Source organism: Streptomyces sp. NPDC050147 (assembly GCF_040660195.1).
Lineage (GTDB): Bacteria > Actinomycetota > Actinomycetes > Streptomycetales > Streptomycetaceae > Streptomyces.
Map to the genome: position 1 here is coordinate 354,790 of NZ_JBFALJ010000002.1, position 16,251 is coordinate 371,040.

Annotated in this window: 8 protein-coding genes; 5 read left to right on the forward strand and 3 right to left on the reverse strand. The window is 71.5% G+C overall.

What is annotated here, in order from left to right:
- Positions 1–53: 53 nt before the first annotated feature.
- The gene (moeZ, locus tag AB0I94_RS05275) at positions 54–1,232 is read left to right on the forward strand and encodes an adenylyltransferase/sulfurtransferase MoeZ (protein WP_363308055.1); all 1,179 of its coding nucleotides are present in this window, start codon (positions 54–56) and stop codon (positions 1,230–1,232) included.
- A 96-nt stretch (positions 1,233–1,328) separates the two neighbouring features.
- Here moeZ and AB0I94_RS05280 read toward each other — a convergent pair whose 3' ends face one another.
- The 3 genes from AB0I94_RS05280 to AB0I94_RS05290 form a co-directional block, all read right to left on the reverse strand.
- Entirely contained in the window at positions 1,329–2,894 is a 1,566-nt protein-coding gene (locus AB0I94_RS05280; RefSeq protein WP_363308056.1) for an alpha/beta hydrolase, read from the reverse strand.
- Between the two features lie 88 nt (positions 2,895–2,982).
- Positions 2,983–4,527 carry an alpha/beta hydrolase gene (locus AB0I94_RS05285; protein ID WP_363308057.1) on the reverse strand — a complete coding sequence of 515 codons (1,545 nt, stop codon included), beginning with the start codon at positions 4,525–4,527 and terminating at the stop codon, positions 2,983–2,985.
- Between the two features lie 120 nt (positions 4,528–4,647).
- Entirely contained in the window at positions 4,648–7,515 is a 2,868-nt protein-coding gene (locus AB0I94_RS05290; RefSeq protein WP_363308058.1) for a lysylphosphatidylglycerol synthase transmembrane domain-containing protein, read from the reverse strand.
- Positions 7,516–7,676: 161 nt separating this feature from the next.
- Between AB0I94_RS05290 and AB0I94_RS05295 the strand changes: the two genes are divergently transcribed.
- From AB0I94_RS05295 to AB0I94_RS05310, 4 genes are all read left to right on the forward strand, one after another.
- Positions 7,677–8,093 (forward strand): MGMT family protein, encoded by a 417-nt coding sequence (locus tag AB0I94_RS05295; RefSeq protein ID WP_363308059.1) that lies wholly within the window; start codon positions 7,677–7,679, stop codon positions 8,091–8,093.
- A 206-nt stretch (positions 8,094–8,299) separates the two neighbouring features.
- The gene (locus tag AB0I94_RS05300) at positions 8,300–11,737 is read left to right on the forward strand and encodes an ATP-dependent DNA helicase (protein ID WP_363308060.1); all 3,438 of its coding nucleotides are present in this window, start codon (positions 8,300–8,302) and stop codon (positions 11,735–11,737) included.
- Positions 11,738–11,847: 110 nt separating this feature from the next.
- Positions 11,848–12,543 (forward strand): hypothetical protein, encoded by a 696-nt coding sequence (locus AB0I94_RS05305; RefSeq protein ID WP_363308061.1) that lies wholly within the window; start codon positions 11,848–11,850, stop codon positions 12,541–12,543.
- An 81-nt stretch (positions 12,544–12,624) separates the two neighbouring features.
- Positions 12,625–16,251 (forward strand): UvrD-helicase domain-containing protein, encoded by a 3,627-nt coding sequence (locus tag AB0I94_RS05310; protein ID WP_363308062.1) that lies wholly within the window; start codon positions 12,625–12,627, stop codon positions 16,249–16,251.

The following is a 16,251-nucleotide window of genomic DNA, read 5'->3' on the forward strand; positions in this document are numbered from 1 at the left end:
GGCAGTGTTACGGACAGAACCACCGTTCCTACATACCGACCAACGGAGTCCCCGTGTCGCTGCCACCCCTGGTCGAGCCAGCATCTGAGCTCACCGTCGACGAGGTTCGCAGGTACTCCCGCCACCTGATCATCCCCGACGTGGGGATGGACGGGCAGAAGCGGCTGAAGAACGCCAAGGTGCTCTGCGTCGGCGCCGGCGGCCTCGGGTCACCGGCGCTGATGTACCTCGCCGCGGCGGGCGTCGGCACGCTCGGCATCGTGGAGTTCGACGAGGTCGACGAGTCGAACCTGCAGCGCCAGATCATCCACAGCCAGGCCGACATCGGCCGCTCCAAGGCGGCGTCGGCGAAGGACTCCGTCGTCGGCATCAACCCGTACGTGAACGTGATCCTCCACGAAGAGCGGCTCGAAGCCGAGAACGTGATGGACATCTTCAGCCAGTACGACCTGATCGTCGACGGCACGGACAACTTCGCCACGCGGTACCTGGTCAACGACGCGTGCGTGCTGCTCAACAAGCCGTACGTGTGGGGTTCGATCTACCGCTTCGACGGCCAGGCGTCCGTCTTCTGGAGCGAGCACGGGCCGTGCTACCGCTGCCTCTACCCGGAGCCCCCGCCCCCCGGCATGGTCCCCTCCTGCGCCGAGGGCGGCGTGCTCGGCGTGCTCTGCGCGTCGATCGGCTCCATCCAGGTCACCGAGGCGATCAAGGTCCTGGCCGGCGTGGGCGACCCGCTGGTCGGCCGCCTGATGATCTACGACGCCCTGGAGATGCAGTACCGCCAGGTCAAGGTCCGCAAGGACCCGGACTGCGCGGTCTGCGGCCCGAACGCCACCGTCACGGAACTCATCGACTACGAGGCCTTCTGCGGCGTCGTGTCGGACGAGGCCCAGGAGGCGGCGCTCGGCGCGACGATCACTCCCAAGCAGCTCAAGGAGTGGATCGACGCGGACGAGAAGATCGAGATCATCGACGTGCGCGAGCAGAACGAGTACGAGATCGTCTCGATCCCCGGCGCCAAGCTGATCCCCAAGAACGAGTTCCTCATGGGCACCGCCCTGGAGAACCTTCCGCAGGACAAGAAGATCGTCTTGCATTGCAAGACGGGTGTCCGGTCCGCGGAGGTCCTCGCCGTGCTGAAGTCCGCGGGCTTCAGCGACGCGGTGCACGTGGGCGGCGGCGTGATCGGCTGGGTCAACCAGATCGAGCCCGAGAAGCCGGTCTACTAGGCGTAGCGCGTGAACGGAGATGGGCCCGCACCCTTTTGAAGGTGCGGGCCCATCGCCTTGTCAGCTCGTCCCCGAACGCCGGACGGGCTGACGTGCTCAGGTCTCGCAGACCTTGCCGGTCTTCGGCGCCTTGCCGTTCAGCAGATAGTCGTTGACCGTCTCGTCCACGCAGTCGCTGCCCATGCCGTAGGCGCCGTGACCCTCGCCCTTCCAGGTCAGCATGGTGCCCACGCCCTTGCCGAGCTCGTCGGCCATCTTCTGCGCGCCCTCGTAGGGCGTGGCGGGGTCCCCGGTGTTGCCGACCACCAGGATCGGCGCCGCGCCCGGCGCGCTCACGTCCGGAGAGTCGTGCAGCCCGGCCACCGGCCACTTGTGGCACCAGCCCGCCGTGTCCCAGCCCATGAACTCGCCGAAGACAGGCGATATCTCACGGAAGTCCGCCAGCTGCGCCTTCGCCTGCGCGGGCGTCGTCCGCGCGCTGGCGTCGCGGCAGGCGATCGAGCGCTGCGAGTGGCTCTGCGTGCTGTAACGCCCGGACGCGTCCCGTTCGTTGTAGGCGTCGGCCAGCTGCAACAGGGCCGAGCCGTCGCCCTTCTCGGCCTGCTCCAGTCCGCGGGTCAGGGCGGGCCAGCTCTGCTTGCTGTACAGGGTGACCGTGATGCCGGTGAGGGCCAGGGACTGGGTCAGCTTGCGGTCGCCCGACCCGGGCAGCGGCTCGGCGTCGAGGCGCTTCAGGAGGCGCACTATCTTCTGCGAGCCGTCCTTCGGGTCCTGGCCCGAGGACTTCAGGTAGTTGTCCAGGGCGCGCTGGAATCCCCGTGCCTGGTTCTTCGCGTGGCCGACCGAGTCCGCGGTCGGGTCGACCACGGCGTCCAGAGTGAGGCGTCCGACCTTCTTGGGGAACAAGTGGGCGTACGTGCCGCCCAGTTCGGTGCCGTACGAGATGCCCATGTAGTGCAGCTTCTCGTCGCCGAGAACCTGGCGCATCACGTCCATGTCCCGGGCGGCCTCGACGGTCGAGACATGGTTGAGGAGCTTGCCCGAGTCGTCGGCGCAGCCCGCGCCGAAGTCGGCCGCGTCCTTGAAGTACGCGGCTTCCTCGGCCGGAGTGTCAGGAGTGAGATCGACGGCCTCCGCGGCCTTGGTCTCCTTGTCGCTGCGGCAGCGGATGCCCTCACTGGCCGCGACGCCGCGCGGGTCGAAGCTCACCAGGTCGTACCGCTCGCGCAGCGTGTCGTACATGTCGGCGAACGACGGCAGCATGGAGACACCGGAGCCGCCGGGTCCGCCGAAGTTGAACAGGAGCGAGCCGATGCGCTTGCCCTCACCGGTGGACCTGGCGCGGATCAGCGCGACGTCGATCGTCTCGCCGTCCGGCTTCGCGTAGTCCAGGGGGACCTTGAGGGTCGCGCACTGCCAGTCGGAGCCGGGCGCCGGATCGCTGCCGGACGCCTTGCAGCCGCCCCAGTCGAGCTTCTGGGTGGTGAGCGAGGCGGGCAGGGTGGAGGCGGGGTCGGGCTTCGGTGACTGCTCGGGTCCTGTCGGCGCGGGCTTCGCGTCGTCCTTGCCCCCGCCCCCGTCGGAACCACCGCAGCCGACGGCGAGCCCCGCCACCAGAACCCCTGCGGCGGCCATGGCTGCTGACCGTACGAAACGCGGCATGAAGCGCTTCCCCCCTTGGAAGACAGTCAAGCCATAGTAGGCGGGACCGCTGACAACGCCTTTGGCGGGCCGGGCGGCCGCTGCCCCGTCACGAGCAGACCGTGCCCTCCTTCGGCACCGTGCCGTCCAGCAGGTAGCTGTTCACGGCGCCGAGCACGCACTTGTTCTTGCTGTCGTACGCCCCGTGCCCCTGGCCCTTGTACGTCAGCTGGACGCCGACGCCCTTGCCCAGCGCGTCCGCCATCTTCTTCGCGCCCTCGTACGGCGTGGCCGGGTCGCCCGTGTTGCCGATGACGACGATGGGCGGCGCGTCCGGCGCGCTGACGTCCGGATGGTCGGCGGCGCCGTCCACCGGCCAGTCCGTGCAGCCGACCATGCCCCATGCCAGGTAGTCGCCGAACAGCGCCGACGCCTCACGGAACCGGGGAAGCCGCTGCTCGACGTACTCCGGGGTGGGGCGCTCCTTGTCGTCCGCGCAGTTGATGGAGATGTTGGCCGCCTGGATGTTGCTGTACGTACCGTCCTGGTTGCGGCCGTTCATGGAGTCGGAGAGCGTCATCAGGATCTTGCCGTCGCCGTCGTACGCCTCGTCGAGGCCCTCCGTGAGATACGGCCAGAAGTCCTTGGAGTACAGCGATTGGGCGATGCCGTTCGTGGCGGCGGTCTGGGTCAGTTCGCGCGGGGCGATGGCGGGCAGCGGCTTGGTGTCCAGGTCGTCGAGGAGCTTCGCGATCTTGTCCTTGACGTCCTGCTCCGTGTCACCGACGGGGCAGTCCGCGACCTTGGACGTGCAGTCCTTGGCGTAGTTGTCGAGCGCGAGCTGGAAGCCCTCGGCCTGGCCGAGCGAGCCCTGCTCCGCCGTCTCGGTGGGGTCGACGACCGCGTCGAAGACGGCGCGGCCCACCTTCTCGGGGAACAAGTGCGCGTAGACGCCGCCGAGTTCGGTGCCGTACGAGATGCCGAAGTAGTGCAGCTTGTCGTCGCCGAGCACCTGGCGCATCAGGTCCATGTCACGGGCCGCGTCGGTGGTGCGTACGTGCGGGAGCACCTCGCCGGAGTTCTTCTCGCAGGCTCCGTTGAAGCCCTTCACGTTGGCGACGAGCTCCTTCCGCTCGGCGTCGTCGTCGGGCGTGGAGTCCTGCTGGAAGTACGTGTCGAGCTGTTCGTCGTCCTGGCACTTCACGCCCGCGCTGCGGCCGACGCCGCGTGGGTCGAAGCTCACCAGGTCGTAGCGGGTGCGCAGCTTGGCGTAGTCCTCCCCGAAGGCGGGCAGCGTGGTGATGCCCGAGCCGCCCGGGCCACCGAAGTTGAAGATGAGCGAGCCGATCCTCTGGTCCTTCTTGCCGCTCGTCGTGGCGCGGATCAGGGCGATGTCGAGGGTGTCCCCCTTGGGCTTGTCCCAGTCGAGAGGGGCCTTCATGGTGGCGCACTGCCACGCGGCGCCGCCGGGCAGCGGGGACGGGGCCTCGCCGCCGCCTTCGGAGGCGGCGGGCGCGGGGCAGTCCTTCCAGCTGAGCTCCTGGGCCGACAGGTTCTCGTCCCCGGAGTCCTTGGTGTCGTCTCCGCCGCAGGCCGCGAGGGTCGCGGACAGCAGGACGACGGTGGCGGCGGCACGCGCCTTGAGGTTGGGCATGCTCCCCATCCTGCGGGGGGTGCGGACGGGGCGCACGGCTGGCTCGGCCTTCCGTGAACAGGCGTCCTTCTAGTGAAGAAGGCCTCCTCCACAGAAGGCCCCTCCTAAAGAAGGACCTCCCTAAAGAAGGCCTTTCCTCGTCAGGTGGTTGAAGAAGAGCCACCCGGGAAGCACCGGCAGCCACAGCGTGAGGAGGCGGAACAGGAGCACGGCCGGCGCCGCGACGTCCTTGGGCACACCCACCGCGATCAGACCGAAGGTGAGCGTCGCCTCCACCGCGCCGACACCGCCGGGCGTGGGCGCGGCGGAGCCGAGCGCGTTCCCGGCGAGGAAGACCACGGCGACACTGGCCAGGGTCAGCGGTTTCATCTCCGTGGTGCTGAAGGCACGTACCGAAGCGTCGAGGCAGAGCACGAACATGAGCGTCAGGAGCAGCATGCCGCCGATGCCGGTGAGCAGCTTCTGCGGGCGCTGCAGTACGTCGAGCATGCGGGGCACGACGCCCGCGAACAGCGACCGCACGCGCGTGACGACGAACTTCCGCAGGAACGGGATCGCCGTCACCACGAGCACGAGCACGGCGACCGACAGGAGGCCGGCGATGACGGTCCGGGACGGCGACAGGGACGGCGTCTTCTCCGTACCGGTCACATAACCGAAGATCATCAGCAGCATGATGTGCGAGCCGAGGCCGAAGAGCTGCGAGGCGCCGACGCTCGCCACCGCGAGACCGGAGCGGACCCCGGAGCGTTGCAGGAAGCGCGTGTTGAGCGCGACCCCGCCCACCGCGGCGGGCGCCACGATCTTCACGAACGACCCGGCGACCTGCGCCTGCACGGCCCGCAGGAACGGCACACGCTCCGGCACGAAGCCGAGCAGACTCATGGCCGCCGCGAAATAGCTCAGCGCCGAGCACGCCACGGCCACGGCTACCCAGCCCCAGTCGGCCTCGCCGACGATCGTGTTGAAGTCGACGTGGGTGAGCTGGGAGAGCAGGAAGTACGCGCCGATGGCCCCGGCGATGAAGCTGATCAGCGTGCGCGGCCTGATCCGCTCCAACTGGGCGGGCTCGACGGGCGCCTGTGGCCGGATCAGCAGCACCTGGTGGCGGATCTGGGTGAGCAGGTCCTCTTCGCGGGCCTGCTCGAGCGCGACGTCTATCGCCTGCTTCTCGGCCTGCTTCTCCGCGCGCACGGTCTTGCGGTCGGGGCCCTTGCCGCCCCCTTCGGCGGCCTCCAGGGCCTCCGCCGCCGCGTCGGCGTTCGCATCCGCCGCGCGGGCCAGCTTGTCCCTGCGGGACGCATCGAGCACCGCCTCGCGCTCACGCTGGGACCGTTCCCTGGCCAGCTTGCGCAGGGTCCCGCGGGTGGAGCGGGTCAGCGCGATGGGCTGGAGCAGCGGAAGGCAGTCGGCGACCGTGTCGGGGCCGAGCACGTCGACCGCGCTCGCGACCGCGCGCTCGGCGCCCACGCGCAGTCCGAAGGCGGTCAGGAGCTGCGCGATGTCCATCCGCAGGACCAGGTCACCCGCGGCGATCTCACCGCCGCGCAGGTCGGTCAGGATCACCGTGCCGGAACGATCCACCAAAATCGCGTCGCCCGCCAGCCTGCGGTGCGCGATCCGCCGCGACTGGAGCGCCTGCACCTGCCGCCAGGTGTCGCGCAGCAGTTCATCGGTGATGACGTCGTCCGGCAGGGAGTCCAGGGTGCGGCCGCCCGTGTGCTCGTAGACGAGGATCACCGCGTCGGGTCCGAGCTCGGAGGTGGCGATCAGTTTGGGCGCGTTGGCCCCGGCCGCGATCGCCGCGTACGCGAGGAGGGCTTCCTGTTCCAGGGCCTGGCGCAGCGACTGGAGGCTGCGGCGCTGGGTGATGCCGCGCAGCGTGAGTCTGCGCCACACGCGGTAGAAGAAGCCCTGGGCCTGCTGTTCGCGGTCGATGACCGTGACGTCCAGGGGCGGGCCGTCCTCGAGGGTGACGAAATAGCGGCGGCCCCGGTCGCCGTGCTCGCTGTCGGGGGCGTCCTCGCGGGCCGCGCTCACCGGGTGGAAGCCGACGTGCCGCAGACCGGCGAGCAGCGTCTGGCCGGTGGGCCGGACGTTCGGCGAGCCGACCGCGTACAGCGTGCCGTAGGCCACGCTCCAGCCGAGGAGGACGGTCAGGATGATCGAGAACGGCGTCGTGTAGCCGGTGACCAGCATGGTGAAGGCGTCGAGCAGCAGCACCACCCACAGGACCACGCGCCAGCGCGGTCTGCGGGACATCCCCACGGCTGTCATGTACGCGATGACCGGGGCGAGATAGCCGTGCACGGGATCGGTGAGCGCGTGCAGATCGCCGGGCGAAGGCCGGGTCAGCGCCTCCTGGATGGAGCCCGGGGCGGCTTTGGCGACCCAGAGGTCGGTGGCAAGGGTCACGCCGTGCGCGAGGACGGCCGCGAGGACGCCGTCGGCGATGCGCAGACCGTCCCGCTTGACCAGCCGCTCGATGGCGAACGCCACGGGCACGAGCAGGACGCCGATGCTCGCGGTGAGGCCCGCGAACTTGATCAGAAGGTCGGGCGCCTGGTCCGTGCCCTTGTCGATGTCCTGGGCGAGACCCGACGTCGTACCGTGCGCGAACGCGGCGATGGCGAGGACGACGGCGATCCCGAGGATGCCGACGAGCAGCCGCATCAGGTCGGACGGACGGTGCACGCGCGCGGCGAGCAGCGGTTCGTCACCGGCGACGCGATCGGCGTGGGCTCCCTCGTCGTCGGCGCAGCCGCCGGGCACGAAGGCGTCGGCGCGGCCGTCGGGCACGTGGGCGTCGGGGCCGTCCTGGTCGGCCATGGACGACCCGTCCTCGTCCCCGCCGGACTTCTCGAACTTCTCGTGCTTCTTCAGGGGGTGCCCACCGGCGTCCGGGTGCGCCTCGGCCGCAGGGGTGCCCGCCGCCTCATCGGGGTGCACATCCTGCTGCTCCGTCGCCTCTTCTTGATCTCGTATCACCAGTCACCGCCCGCACGATGGTGGCATGTCCCACCGACAGAGGGGGGCATCAGGGTGCAATGCGGGGGCGCAAAGTGTTCACACAGCTCCAGTTTGTCTCGTACCGCACACTCTGTCGCGGGGCGCTCACGGTGACGGTGGGGTACGGCAGGATGGACCGGATGAGCGAGGAGAGCGGACCGGAGCAAGAGCTTCCGCAGTACCCGGAATACGCGGAGCGGGTCCTGGAGGTCGCGGAGCTGATCCCTCCGGGCCGGGTGATGACGTACGGGGACGTCGCCGAATGGCTGGAGGAGGGCGGCCCCCGGCAAGTCGGCCGGGCGATGGCTCTCTACGGAGGGGCGGTTCCGTGGTGGCGTGTGGTCCGCTCGGACGGTGTGCTCCTGCCCGGTCACGAACTGCGGGCGATGGGCCACTACCGCGCGGAGGGCACGCCACTGCGTGAGGCGAGCCGCGCGGCCCAGGGCCATGTGCCGCGCCTGGATATGCGCAGGGCCCGGTGGGACGGCACGACAGCTGTCCCCGACGCGGCGGGCAGCGGCGCCGACCACCCGCGGGCTCCGGAGGCTCACACCTGACAGCTTCGGCCATCCCGCGGCGCCGTGGGGGGCCGGTGGCCCGTACGGGGGAAGCCGCCCGTCCCGCACGCCCGCTGGCCCGTACAGGGGAAGCCGCCCGTCCCGCACGCCCGCTGGCGTAGCGTCGACAGCACGCATTTCTCTCACCCCGCAGCCATCGCGCAGCCGTTTTTCACCACGTACACCCACCAGGACCGGCGACCCACGTGAGCTCCACTTCTTCCGCCCGGCACACCCGGCACCCGTCGCACCCTCAGGTGCGCCAGGGGGCTCAGGGCGCCTATCGGCTGGTGCGCACCCCGCCGGTCCGCGTGGACCCCCCTCGTCTTGACGCACGGCAGCGTGCGGTGGTTGACCACCCCGGGGGGCCGCTGCTCGTCCTGGCGGGGCCCGGCACCGGCAAGACGACGACGCTCGTGGAGTCCGTCGCCGCACGGATCGCGAAGGGCACGGAGCCGGAACGGGTCCTGGTCCTCACCTTCAGCCGCAAGGCCGCGGTGGAGCTGCGCGACCGCATGGCGCTGCGCATAGGCGCGGCGACCGCCCCGCAGGCCACGACCTTCCACTCCTTCTGTTACGCCCTCATCCGCGCCCACCAGGACGCCGACCTGTTCGTCGAGCCGCTCCGGCTGCTCTCGGGTCCTGAACAGGACGTGGCCGTACGCGAACTCCTCGCGGGCCAGATCGACCTCGCGGGGGAGGGGCGCTCCCACGTCCGCTGGCCGGACGAACTGCGCGCCTGCCTGACGACACGGGGCTTCGCCGACGAGGTGCGCGCGGTGCTCGCCCGAAGCCGTGAACTGGGGCTCGGTCCCGACGCCCTGGACGCCTTCGCCCGCCGCGCGGGGCGCCCTGACTGGGGCGCTGCGGCGGCCTTCCTCGCGGAGTACCTGGACGTACTCGACATGCAAGGAGTGCTCGACTACGCGGAACTGGTGCACCGCGCGGTGCTGCTCGCACAGCGCCCAGAGGTGGCACGGGCGCTCGGCGCGCAGTACGACGCGGTGTTCGTGGACGAGTATCAGGACACGGACCCGGCGCAGGTGCGGCTGCTGCACGCCCTGGCCGGGGGCGGACGGTCCCTCGTGGCGTTCGGCGACCCGGACCAGTCGATCTACACCTTCCGGGGCGCCGACGTGAACGGCATCCTGGAGTTCCCCGACGACTTCCCGCGCACGGACGGCACTCCGGCGCCGGTCGAGGTGCTGACGACGTCCCGCAGGTCAGGAGCGGGCCTCCTCGCGGCCACCCGGCTGCTCACCCGCCGTATGCCGCTGACCAGGCTGCCCGCGGAGAAGGTGCGGGCACACCGGGAGCTGGCCGCGGTCCGGGAGGGCGGCCGCGTGGAGACCTACACCTATCCGACGGCGGGCGCCGAACTCGACAACATCGCGGACATCCTGCGCCGCGCGCATCTGGAGGACGGCGTTCCGTGGGGTGAGATGGCGGTCCTGGTCCGCGCGGGAGCCCACACGATCCCCGCGGTCCGCCGCAGCCTCACGGCATCCGGCGTCCCCCTCGACATCGACGGCGACGACATCGCGCTGCGCCACGAACCGGCGGTCACGCCCCTTCTCACGGCACTACGGGCGGTGGCCACGGCGGTGGTGTCCGAGGCGACGCCTCCTGGGGTCGAGGCCGAGGCCGAAGCCGGTGTCGACGTGGAGGCTGGGGTCGAGGCCGGTGTCGACGTCCAGGCTGAGGTCGAGGGCGGGGCTGGACCCGACGGGGAGCCCGCCCCCGCGTCCCGCCCCGTAGTCACGGCCCCCACCTGGCTCGACACCGAGACCGCTCTTACCCTCCTCGCCTCTCCCCTCGCCGGCATGGACGCCGCCGATCTCCGCCGCCTGGGGCGGGCCCTTCGCGCGGAGGAGCGTGCCGCGGGGAACCACCTTCCGCCACCTTCCGACGAACTCCTTGCGCGCGCGCTGGCCGAACCGGAGCGGCTCGTCGCGCACGACCCCGCGTACGCGCGCGGAGCCCAGCGGCTCGGTGCGCTGCTCCGCAAGGCCCGTGAGCGCCTCGCGGGCGGTGGCACCGCCGAGGAGGCTCTCTGGGAGCTGTGGGACGGCACGCCGTGGCCGCGCCGCCTGGAGCGGACCGCGCGCCGCGGAGGGGCCGCGGGGCGCAACGCCGACCGCGACCTCGACGCGGTCTGCGCCCTCTTCGCGTACGCCTCTCGCGCGGAGGAGCGCACCGGCGGGCGCGGCGCGCTCAACTTCCTGGAAGAGACCGAGGCGCAGGACATCGCCGCGGACACCCTCATGCGCAGGGCGGTACGACCCGACGCCGTACGCCTGATGACGGCGCACCGTTCCAAGGGCCTCGAGTGGCGGCTCGTGGTGGTCGCCGGTGTCCAGGAAGGCCTCTGGCCCGACCTGCGCCGCCGCGGCTCCCTCCTGGAGGCCGACCGCATCGGCAGCGACGGCCTCGCCGAGCCCCTCACCCCCGGAGCGCTCCTCTCCGAAGAGCGCCGGTTGTTCTACGTGGCCGCCACGCGCGCGCGTGAACGCCTCGTCGTCACCGCCGTCAAGGCGCCCGCGGACGACGGCGACCAACCGTCCCGCTTCCTCACCGAACTCGGCGTCGAACCCAAGGACATAACGGGCCGGCCGCGCCGCCCCCTGTCCGTCTCGGCGCTCGTCGCCGAACTGCGCGCCACCACCGTCGACCCCCGGGTCTCGGAGCCGCTGCGCGAGGCCGCCGCGCACCGCCTGGCCCGGCTCGCGGCGCTGAGCGACGCCGAGGGACGCCCCCTCGTGCCGTCCGCGCACCCGTACCGCTGGTGGGGCATGTACGAGCCGACGGCGAGCGAGGTCCCCCTGCGGGACCGCGACAAGCCCGTGGTCCTCTCCGGAAGCGCCCTGGACCAGCTCGCCAACACCTGCTCCCTGCAGTGGTTCCTCGGCCGCGAGGTGAAGGCCGACGCCCCCGCGACCGCCGCCCAGGGCTTCGGCAACGTGGTGCACGTCCTGGCCGACGAGGTCGCGTCCGGCAGGACACCCGCCGACCTCGCCGTCCTCATGGAGCGCCTCGACTCGGTGTGGGACGCGCTGGCCTTCGACGCCCCCTGGAAGTCGGCGCAGGAGAAGGAGCACGCGCGCGTGGCGCTCGAACGCTTCCTCCAGTGGCACGTCATGGACCGGGCGTCCCGCACCCCCGTCAGCAGTGAGCACGACTTCGACGTCACCCTCGAAGCGGGCCCCTACGAAGTACGCGTACGCGGCTCCATGGACCGCGTGGAGCAGGACGCGCAAGGCCGTGCCTACGTAGTCGACTTCAAGACCGGCAAACAGACCCCCACCGCCGCCGAAGTGGCCCGCCACCCGCAGCTCGCCGTCTACCAGCTCGCCCTGCGCGAAGGCGCGGTCGACGACGCCTTCGACGGCGTACGTCCGGAGGCGGGCGGCGCGGAACTGGTGCAGCTGCGCCAGGGCGCCGCCAAGAAGGACGGCGGTGAGACCCTCCCCAAGGTGCAGGCCCAGGAGCCGCTCTCCGGGGAGTGGGTGGGCGACCTGCTCGCCACCGCGGCCGGCAAGGTCCTCGACGAACGCTTCTCGCCGACCACGGGCCAGCACTGCACGCACTGCGCCTTCCGCGCCTCGTGCAGCGCGCGGCCGGAGGGCCGACAGGTCGTGGAGTGACAGCCGCGACGCCAGTGGCCAACGTCACCCTTCCTGGTACCCCGCTCATAGCAGCCGCACAGGCCATCTAAAGTCGCCGCAAAGCTCAACGTCTTTGAGGAGAAACACACATGGCAGCCAACCGGAAGATCCTGGCCGCGGCCGTCGCCTGCGCCGCCGCGTTCGTGGGCATCACGGGCTGCTCCAGCGAGGAGAAGGATCCCTTCGAGGGGATGAGCGCCGACAAGATCGCCAAGAAGGCGGCCGACGCGTCCAAGGACGCGGGCTCCTTCCGGGTGGCCGGCGAGGGCAAGCAGGACTCCGAGACGGTCAAGGTCGACTTCTCGGTCGCCAAGGCCGGTGACTGCAAGGGCAAGGTGGGCGGCGGCGCGGGTGGCACCGCCGAGCTGCTCGTGGCCGACAAGACCCAGTACATCAAGGGTGACGAGGCGTACTGGAAGAAGGCCATGGGCGGCAGCGGCAAGGCGTCGGCCCTCAAGGACAAGTGGGTCAAGGCGCCGAGCGGCGGGAACGGCGGCGTCTGTGACCCGGACGCGATGTTCCAGTCGAAGGAACTCAAGAAGCTCGAGCGCGGGAAGGACTCCGAGGTCGACGGCAAGAAGGCGGCCGTCCTCACGAAGGACGACTCGGGCAAGAAGACCACCTTCTACGTTGCCGCCGAGGGCAAGCCGTACTTCCTGAAGATCGTTACCTCGGGCAAGGAAGACCCGGGCACGATGAACTTCACCGACTACGGCAAGCCCGTCGACGTCAAGGCTCCCGCGCCCGGCGACGTCATGGACATGGAAGAGCTCATGAAGTCCTGACCCCTTGACGCCATGAGTGACAGCGGCCACTGACGACCGGGCGGACCCCGATTGTCAGTGGCCGCCGCTAGCCTCTCTGACGTGCCACCTCGTATCACCGACCCCGAACAGCTCAAAGAGCTCCTCGGCATCCCGTTCACCCCGGAGCAGACGGCCTGCATCACCGCGCCGCCCGCCCCGCAGGTGATCGTGGCCGGAGCCGGGTCGGGCAAGACGACGGTGATGGCGGCCCGCGTGGTCTGGCTGGTCGGCACCGGGCAGGTCGCCCCCGAGCAGGTCCTCGGCCTGACGTTCACGAACAAGGCCGCGGGTGAGCTCGCCGAGCGGGTGCGCCACGCGCTGATCAAGGCCGGGGTCACCGACCCCGAGGCCCTGGACCCGGACCACCCGCCGGGCGAGCCGGTCATCTCCACGTACCACGCCTTCGCGGGCCGCCTCCTGACCGACCACGGGCTGCGCATAGGGCTCGAACCCACCTCCCGCCTGCTCGCCGACGCGACCCGCTTCCAGCTCGCCGCGCGCGTGCTGCGCGAGGCGCCGGGCCCCTATCCCGCGCTGACCCGTTCCTTCCCCGACCTCGTCAGCGACCTCCTCGCGCTCGACAGCGAGCTCGCCGAGCATCTCGTACGGCCCGACAGGCTCCGGGCGTACGACACCGAACTGCTGCACACCCTGGAGGGCGCCAAGCTCTCCAACGCCGACCTGCGCAAGGTCCCCGAGACGGCGGCGGCCCGGCTCGAACTGGCCGAGCTCGTCGGCCGCTACAGGGAGGCGAAGCGCTCTCGCGACCTCCTCGACTTCGGCGACCAGATCGCCCTCTCCGCGACGCTGGCCCGCACCCGCGCGGAGGTCGGCGAGATCCTGCGCGAGGAGTTCCGCGTCGTCCTGCTCGACGAGTATCAGGACACCTCGGTCGCCCAGCGCATCCTCCTGGCAGGCCTCTTCGGAGGCGGTACGGGCCACCCCGTGACGGCGGTCGGCGACCCCTGCCAGGCGATCTACGGCTGGCGAGGCGCCTCCGTGGCGAACCTGGACGACTTCCCCGAGCACTTCGCGCACGCCGACGGGCGCCCCGCCGCCCGCCACGCGCTCAGCGAGAACCGCCGCAGCGGCGGCCGTCTCCTGGACCTCGCGAACGGCCTCGCGGAGCCGCTGCGCGCGATGCACGCGGGCGTGGAGGCGCTGCGGCCCGCGCCCGGCGCCGAGCGCGACGGCATGGTGCGCTGCGCCCTGCTGCGCACCCACGCCGAGGAGATCGACTGGCTCGCCGACTCCATCGCGCACCTCGTGCGCACCGGCAAGGCCCCCGGCGAGATCGCCGTCCTGTGCCGGACAGCGACGGACTTCGCGCAGATCCAGGGCGCGCTGGTCGCCCGCGACGTCCCCGTGGAGGTCGTCGGCCTCTCCGGCCTTCTGCACCTCCCGGAGGTCGCCGACCTGGTCGCCGTCTGCGAGGTGCTCCAGGACCCGGGCGCGAACGCCTCCCTGGTGCGCCTCCTGACCGGCCCCCGCTGGCGCATCGGTCCGCGCGATCTCGCCCTCCTCGGCCGCCGCGCGCGCCTTCTCGTACGCCATGGCCACGCGGCCCCGGACGACGACCCGGACCGGCGTCTCGCGGAAGCGGTCGAGGGGGTCGACCCCGCCGAGGTGACATCGCTCGCGGACGCGCTCGACACCTTCCTGGAGACGCCGCTGGGGGAGGAGACGAAGGACGACGGGCTGCCCTTCTCGCCGGAGGCGAGGGTGCGGTTCGCCCGCCTCGCCGCCGAACTCCGCGATCTGCGGCGCTCGCTGGCCGACCCGCTGATGGACGTGCTGCACCGGGTGCTCGCCGTCACGGGCCTGGAGGTCGAGCTCTCCGCGTCACCGCACGCCCTCGCGGCCCGCCGCCGCGAGACGCTCTCGAACTTCCTGGACGTCGCCGCGTCCTTCGCGGCGAACGACAGCGGGGCGAGCCTGCTGGCCTTCCTCGCCTTCCTGCGGACAGCCGCGCAGTACGAGAAGGGCCTGGACAACGCCCTGCCCGGCGGCGAGAACACGGTCAAGGTGCTCACCGCGCACAAGTCGAAGGGCCTGGAGTGGGACGTGGTGGCCGTCCCCGGCCTGGTCACCGGAACGTTCCCCAGCACCCAGGGCCGCGAGAAGTGGACGGCCCAGGGCAAGGTCGTCCCGCACGCGCTGCGCGGGGACGCGGCGACCCTGCCCGACATCGAGGCGTGGGACTCCCGGTCCATGAAGGCGTTCCACGAGGACATGAAGGAGCACCAGCGCACCGAGGAGCTCCGCCTGGGCTATGTGACGTTCACCCGCCCCCGCTCGCTGCTCCTGGGCTCCGGCCACTGGTGGGGCCCCTCGCAGAAGAAGCCGCGCGGCCCCTCGGACTTCCTCCGGGCGCTGTACGACCACTGCGCGGTCGGTCACGGGGAGATCGAGGCCTGGGCGGACGAACCGGAGGAGGACGAGGAGAACCCCGCCCTGACGGAGGGCGCCGCCGAGCACGCGTGGCCGCTCCCGCTGGACGACACGTCCCTGGCCCGCCGCAGGGCCGCCGCGCAGACGGTCCTCACGCATCTGGACCGGCTGACGGGCGAGGGGGCACAGGACGAAGCCGACGACGCCCGCTCGCACGAAGAGCCCCACCCGTCGGCGTACGACGACGTGCCCCCGGCCGAGGACCCGGACTGGCCGCCCCCGCCGGAGGACGAAGAGCCGCCGTTCGACGAGGCCGTCTTCCCGGACGTCACCCCGGACGACTGGGACGCCCTGCCCCAGGAACGCCCCGCCCCCTCCCAGGAACGCCCCGCCCTGCCCCACGCGCGCGTGCACCCCCCCGCCGCCCCCGAAGCGGACTCCCACCAGGCGCCCGTTCCCCACCAGGCGCCGGAGCCCGAGGCCCGCCCGCACCCGCCCGAGGCCACCCCGCCGCGAGTGCCCGAAGCCACCCCACAGCGCGCCCGCCTCACTCCGGAGGAGGCCCGCACGCTCGCCTCCTGGGACCGTGACCTGGACGCCCTCACCGGTGAACTGCTGCGCGCCCGTGAAGCCGTCAGGGACATCCCCGTACCGCCCTCGCTCACCGCGTCCGAAGTGCTGCGCCTCGCCGCCGACCCGGAGGGTTTTGCGCAGGAGCTCGCGCGCCCCATGCCACACCCGCCGCAGCCCGCCGCCCGCCGCGGCACCCGTTTCCACGCCTGGGTCGAGACCCGCTTCGAGGAGCTGCGCCTCCCGCTGCTGGCCCCCGACGACCTGCCGGGCGGCGGCCCCGGCGAGGCCGAGATCGCCGACGAACGGGACCTGGAGGCCCTCAAGGAAGCCTTCGAGCGCACCGAGTACGCCCGCCGCACTCCGCACCGCGTCGAGGTGCCCTTCCAGCTGACCCTCGCGGGCCGTGTCGTGCGCGGCCGGATCGACGCCGTCTACAAGGAGGTCGACGGCGACGACGTGACGTACGAGATCGTCGACTGGAAGACCAGCCGCACCCGCACCGCCGACCCCCTCCAGCTCGCCGTCTACCGCCTGGCCTGGGCCGAGCTGCACGACGTGCCCCCGGAGTCCGTCAAGGCGTCGTTCCTGTACGTGCGCAGCGGCGAGACGTCCCGCCCTGCGCACCTGCCTGGCCGGGCCGAGCTCGAGCGGATCCTGCTGGCGGAACCGGACGGGCAGCCGGGTGACGAACCACCGGACGATGCGCCCCCCGGGGGCGGCTAG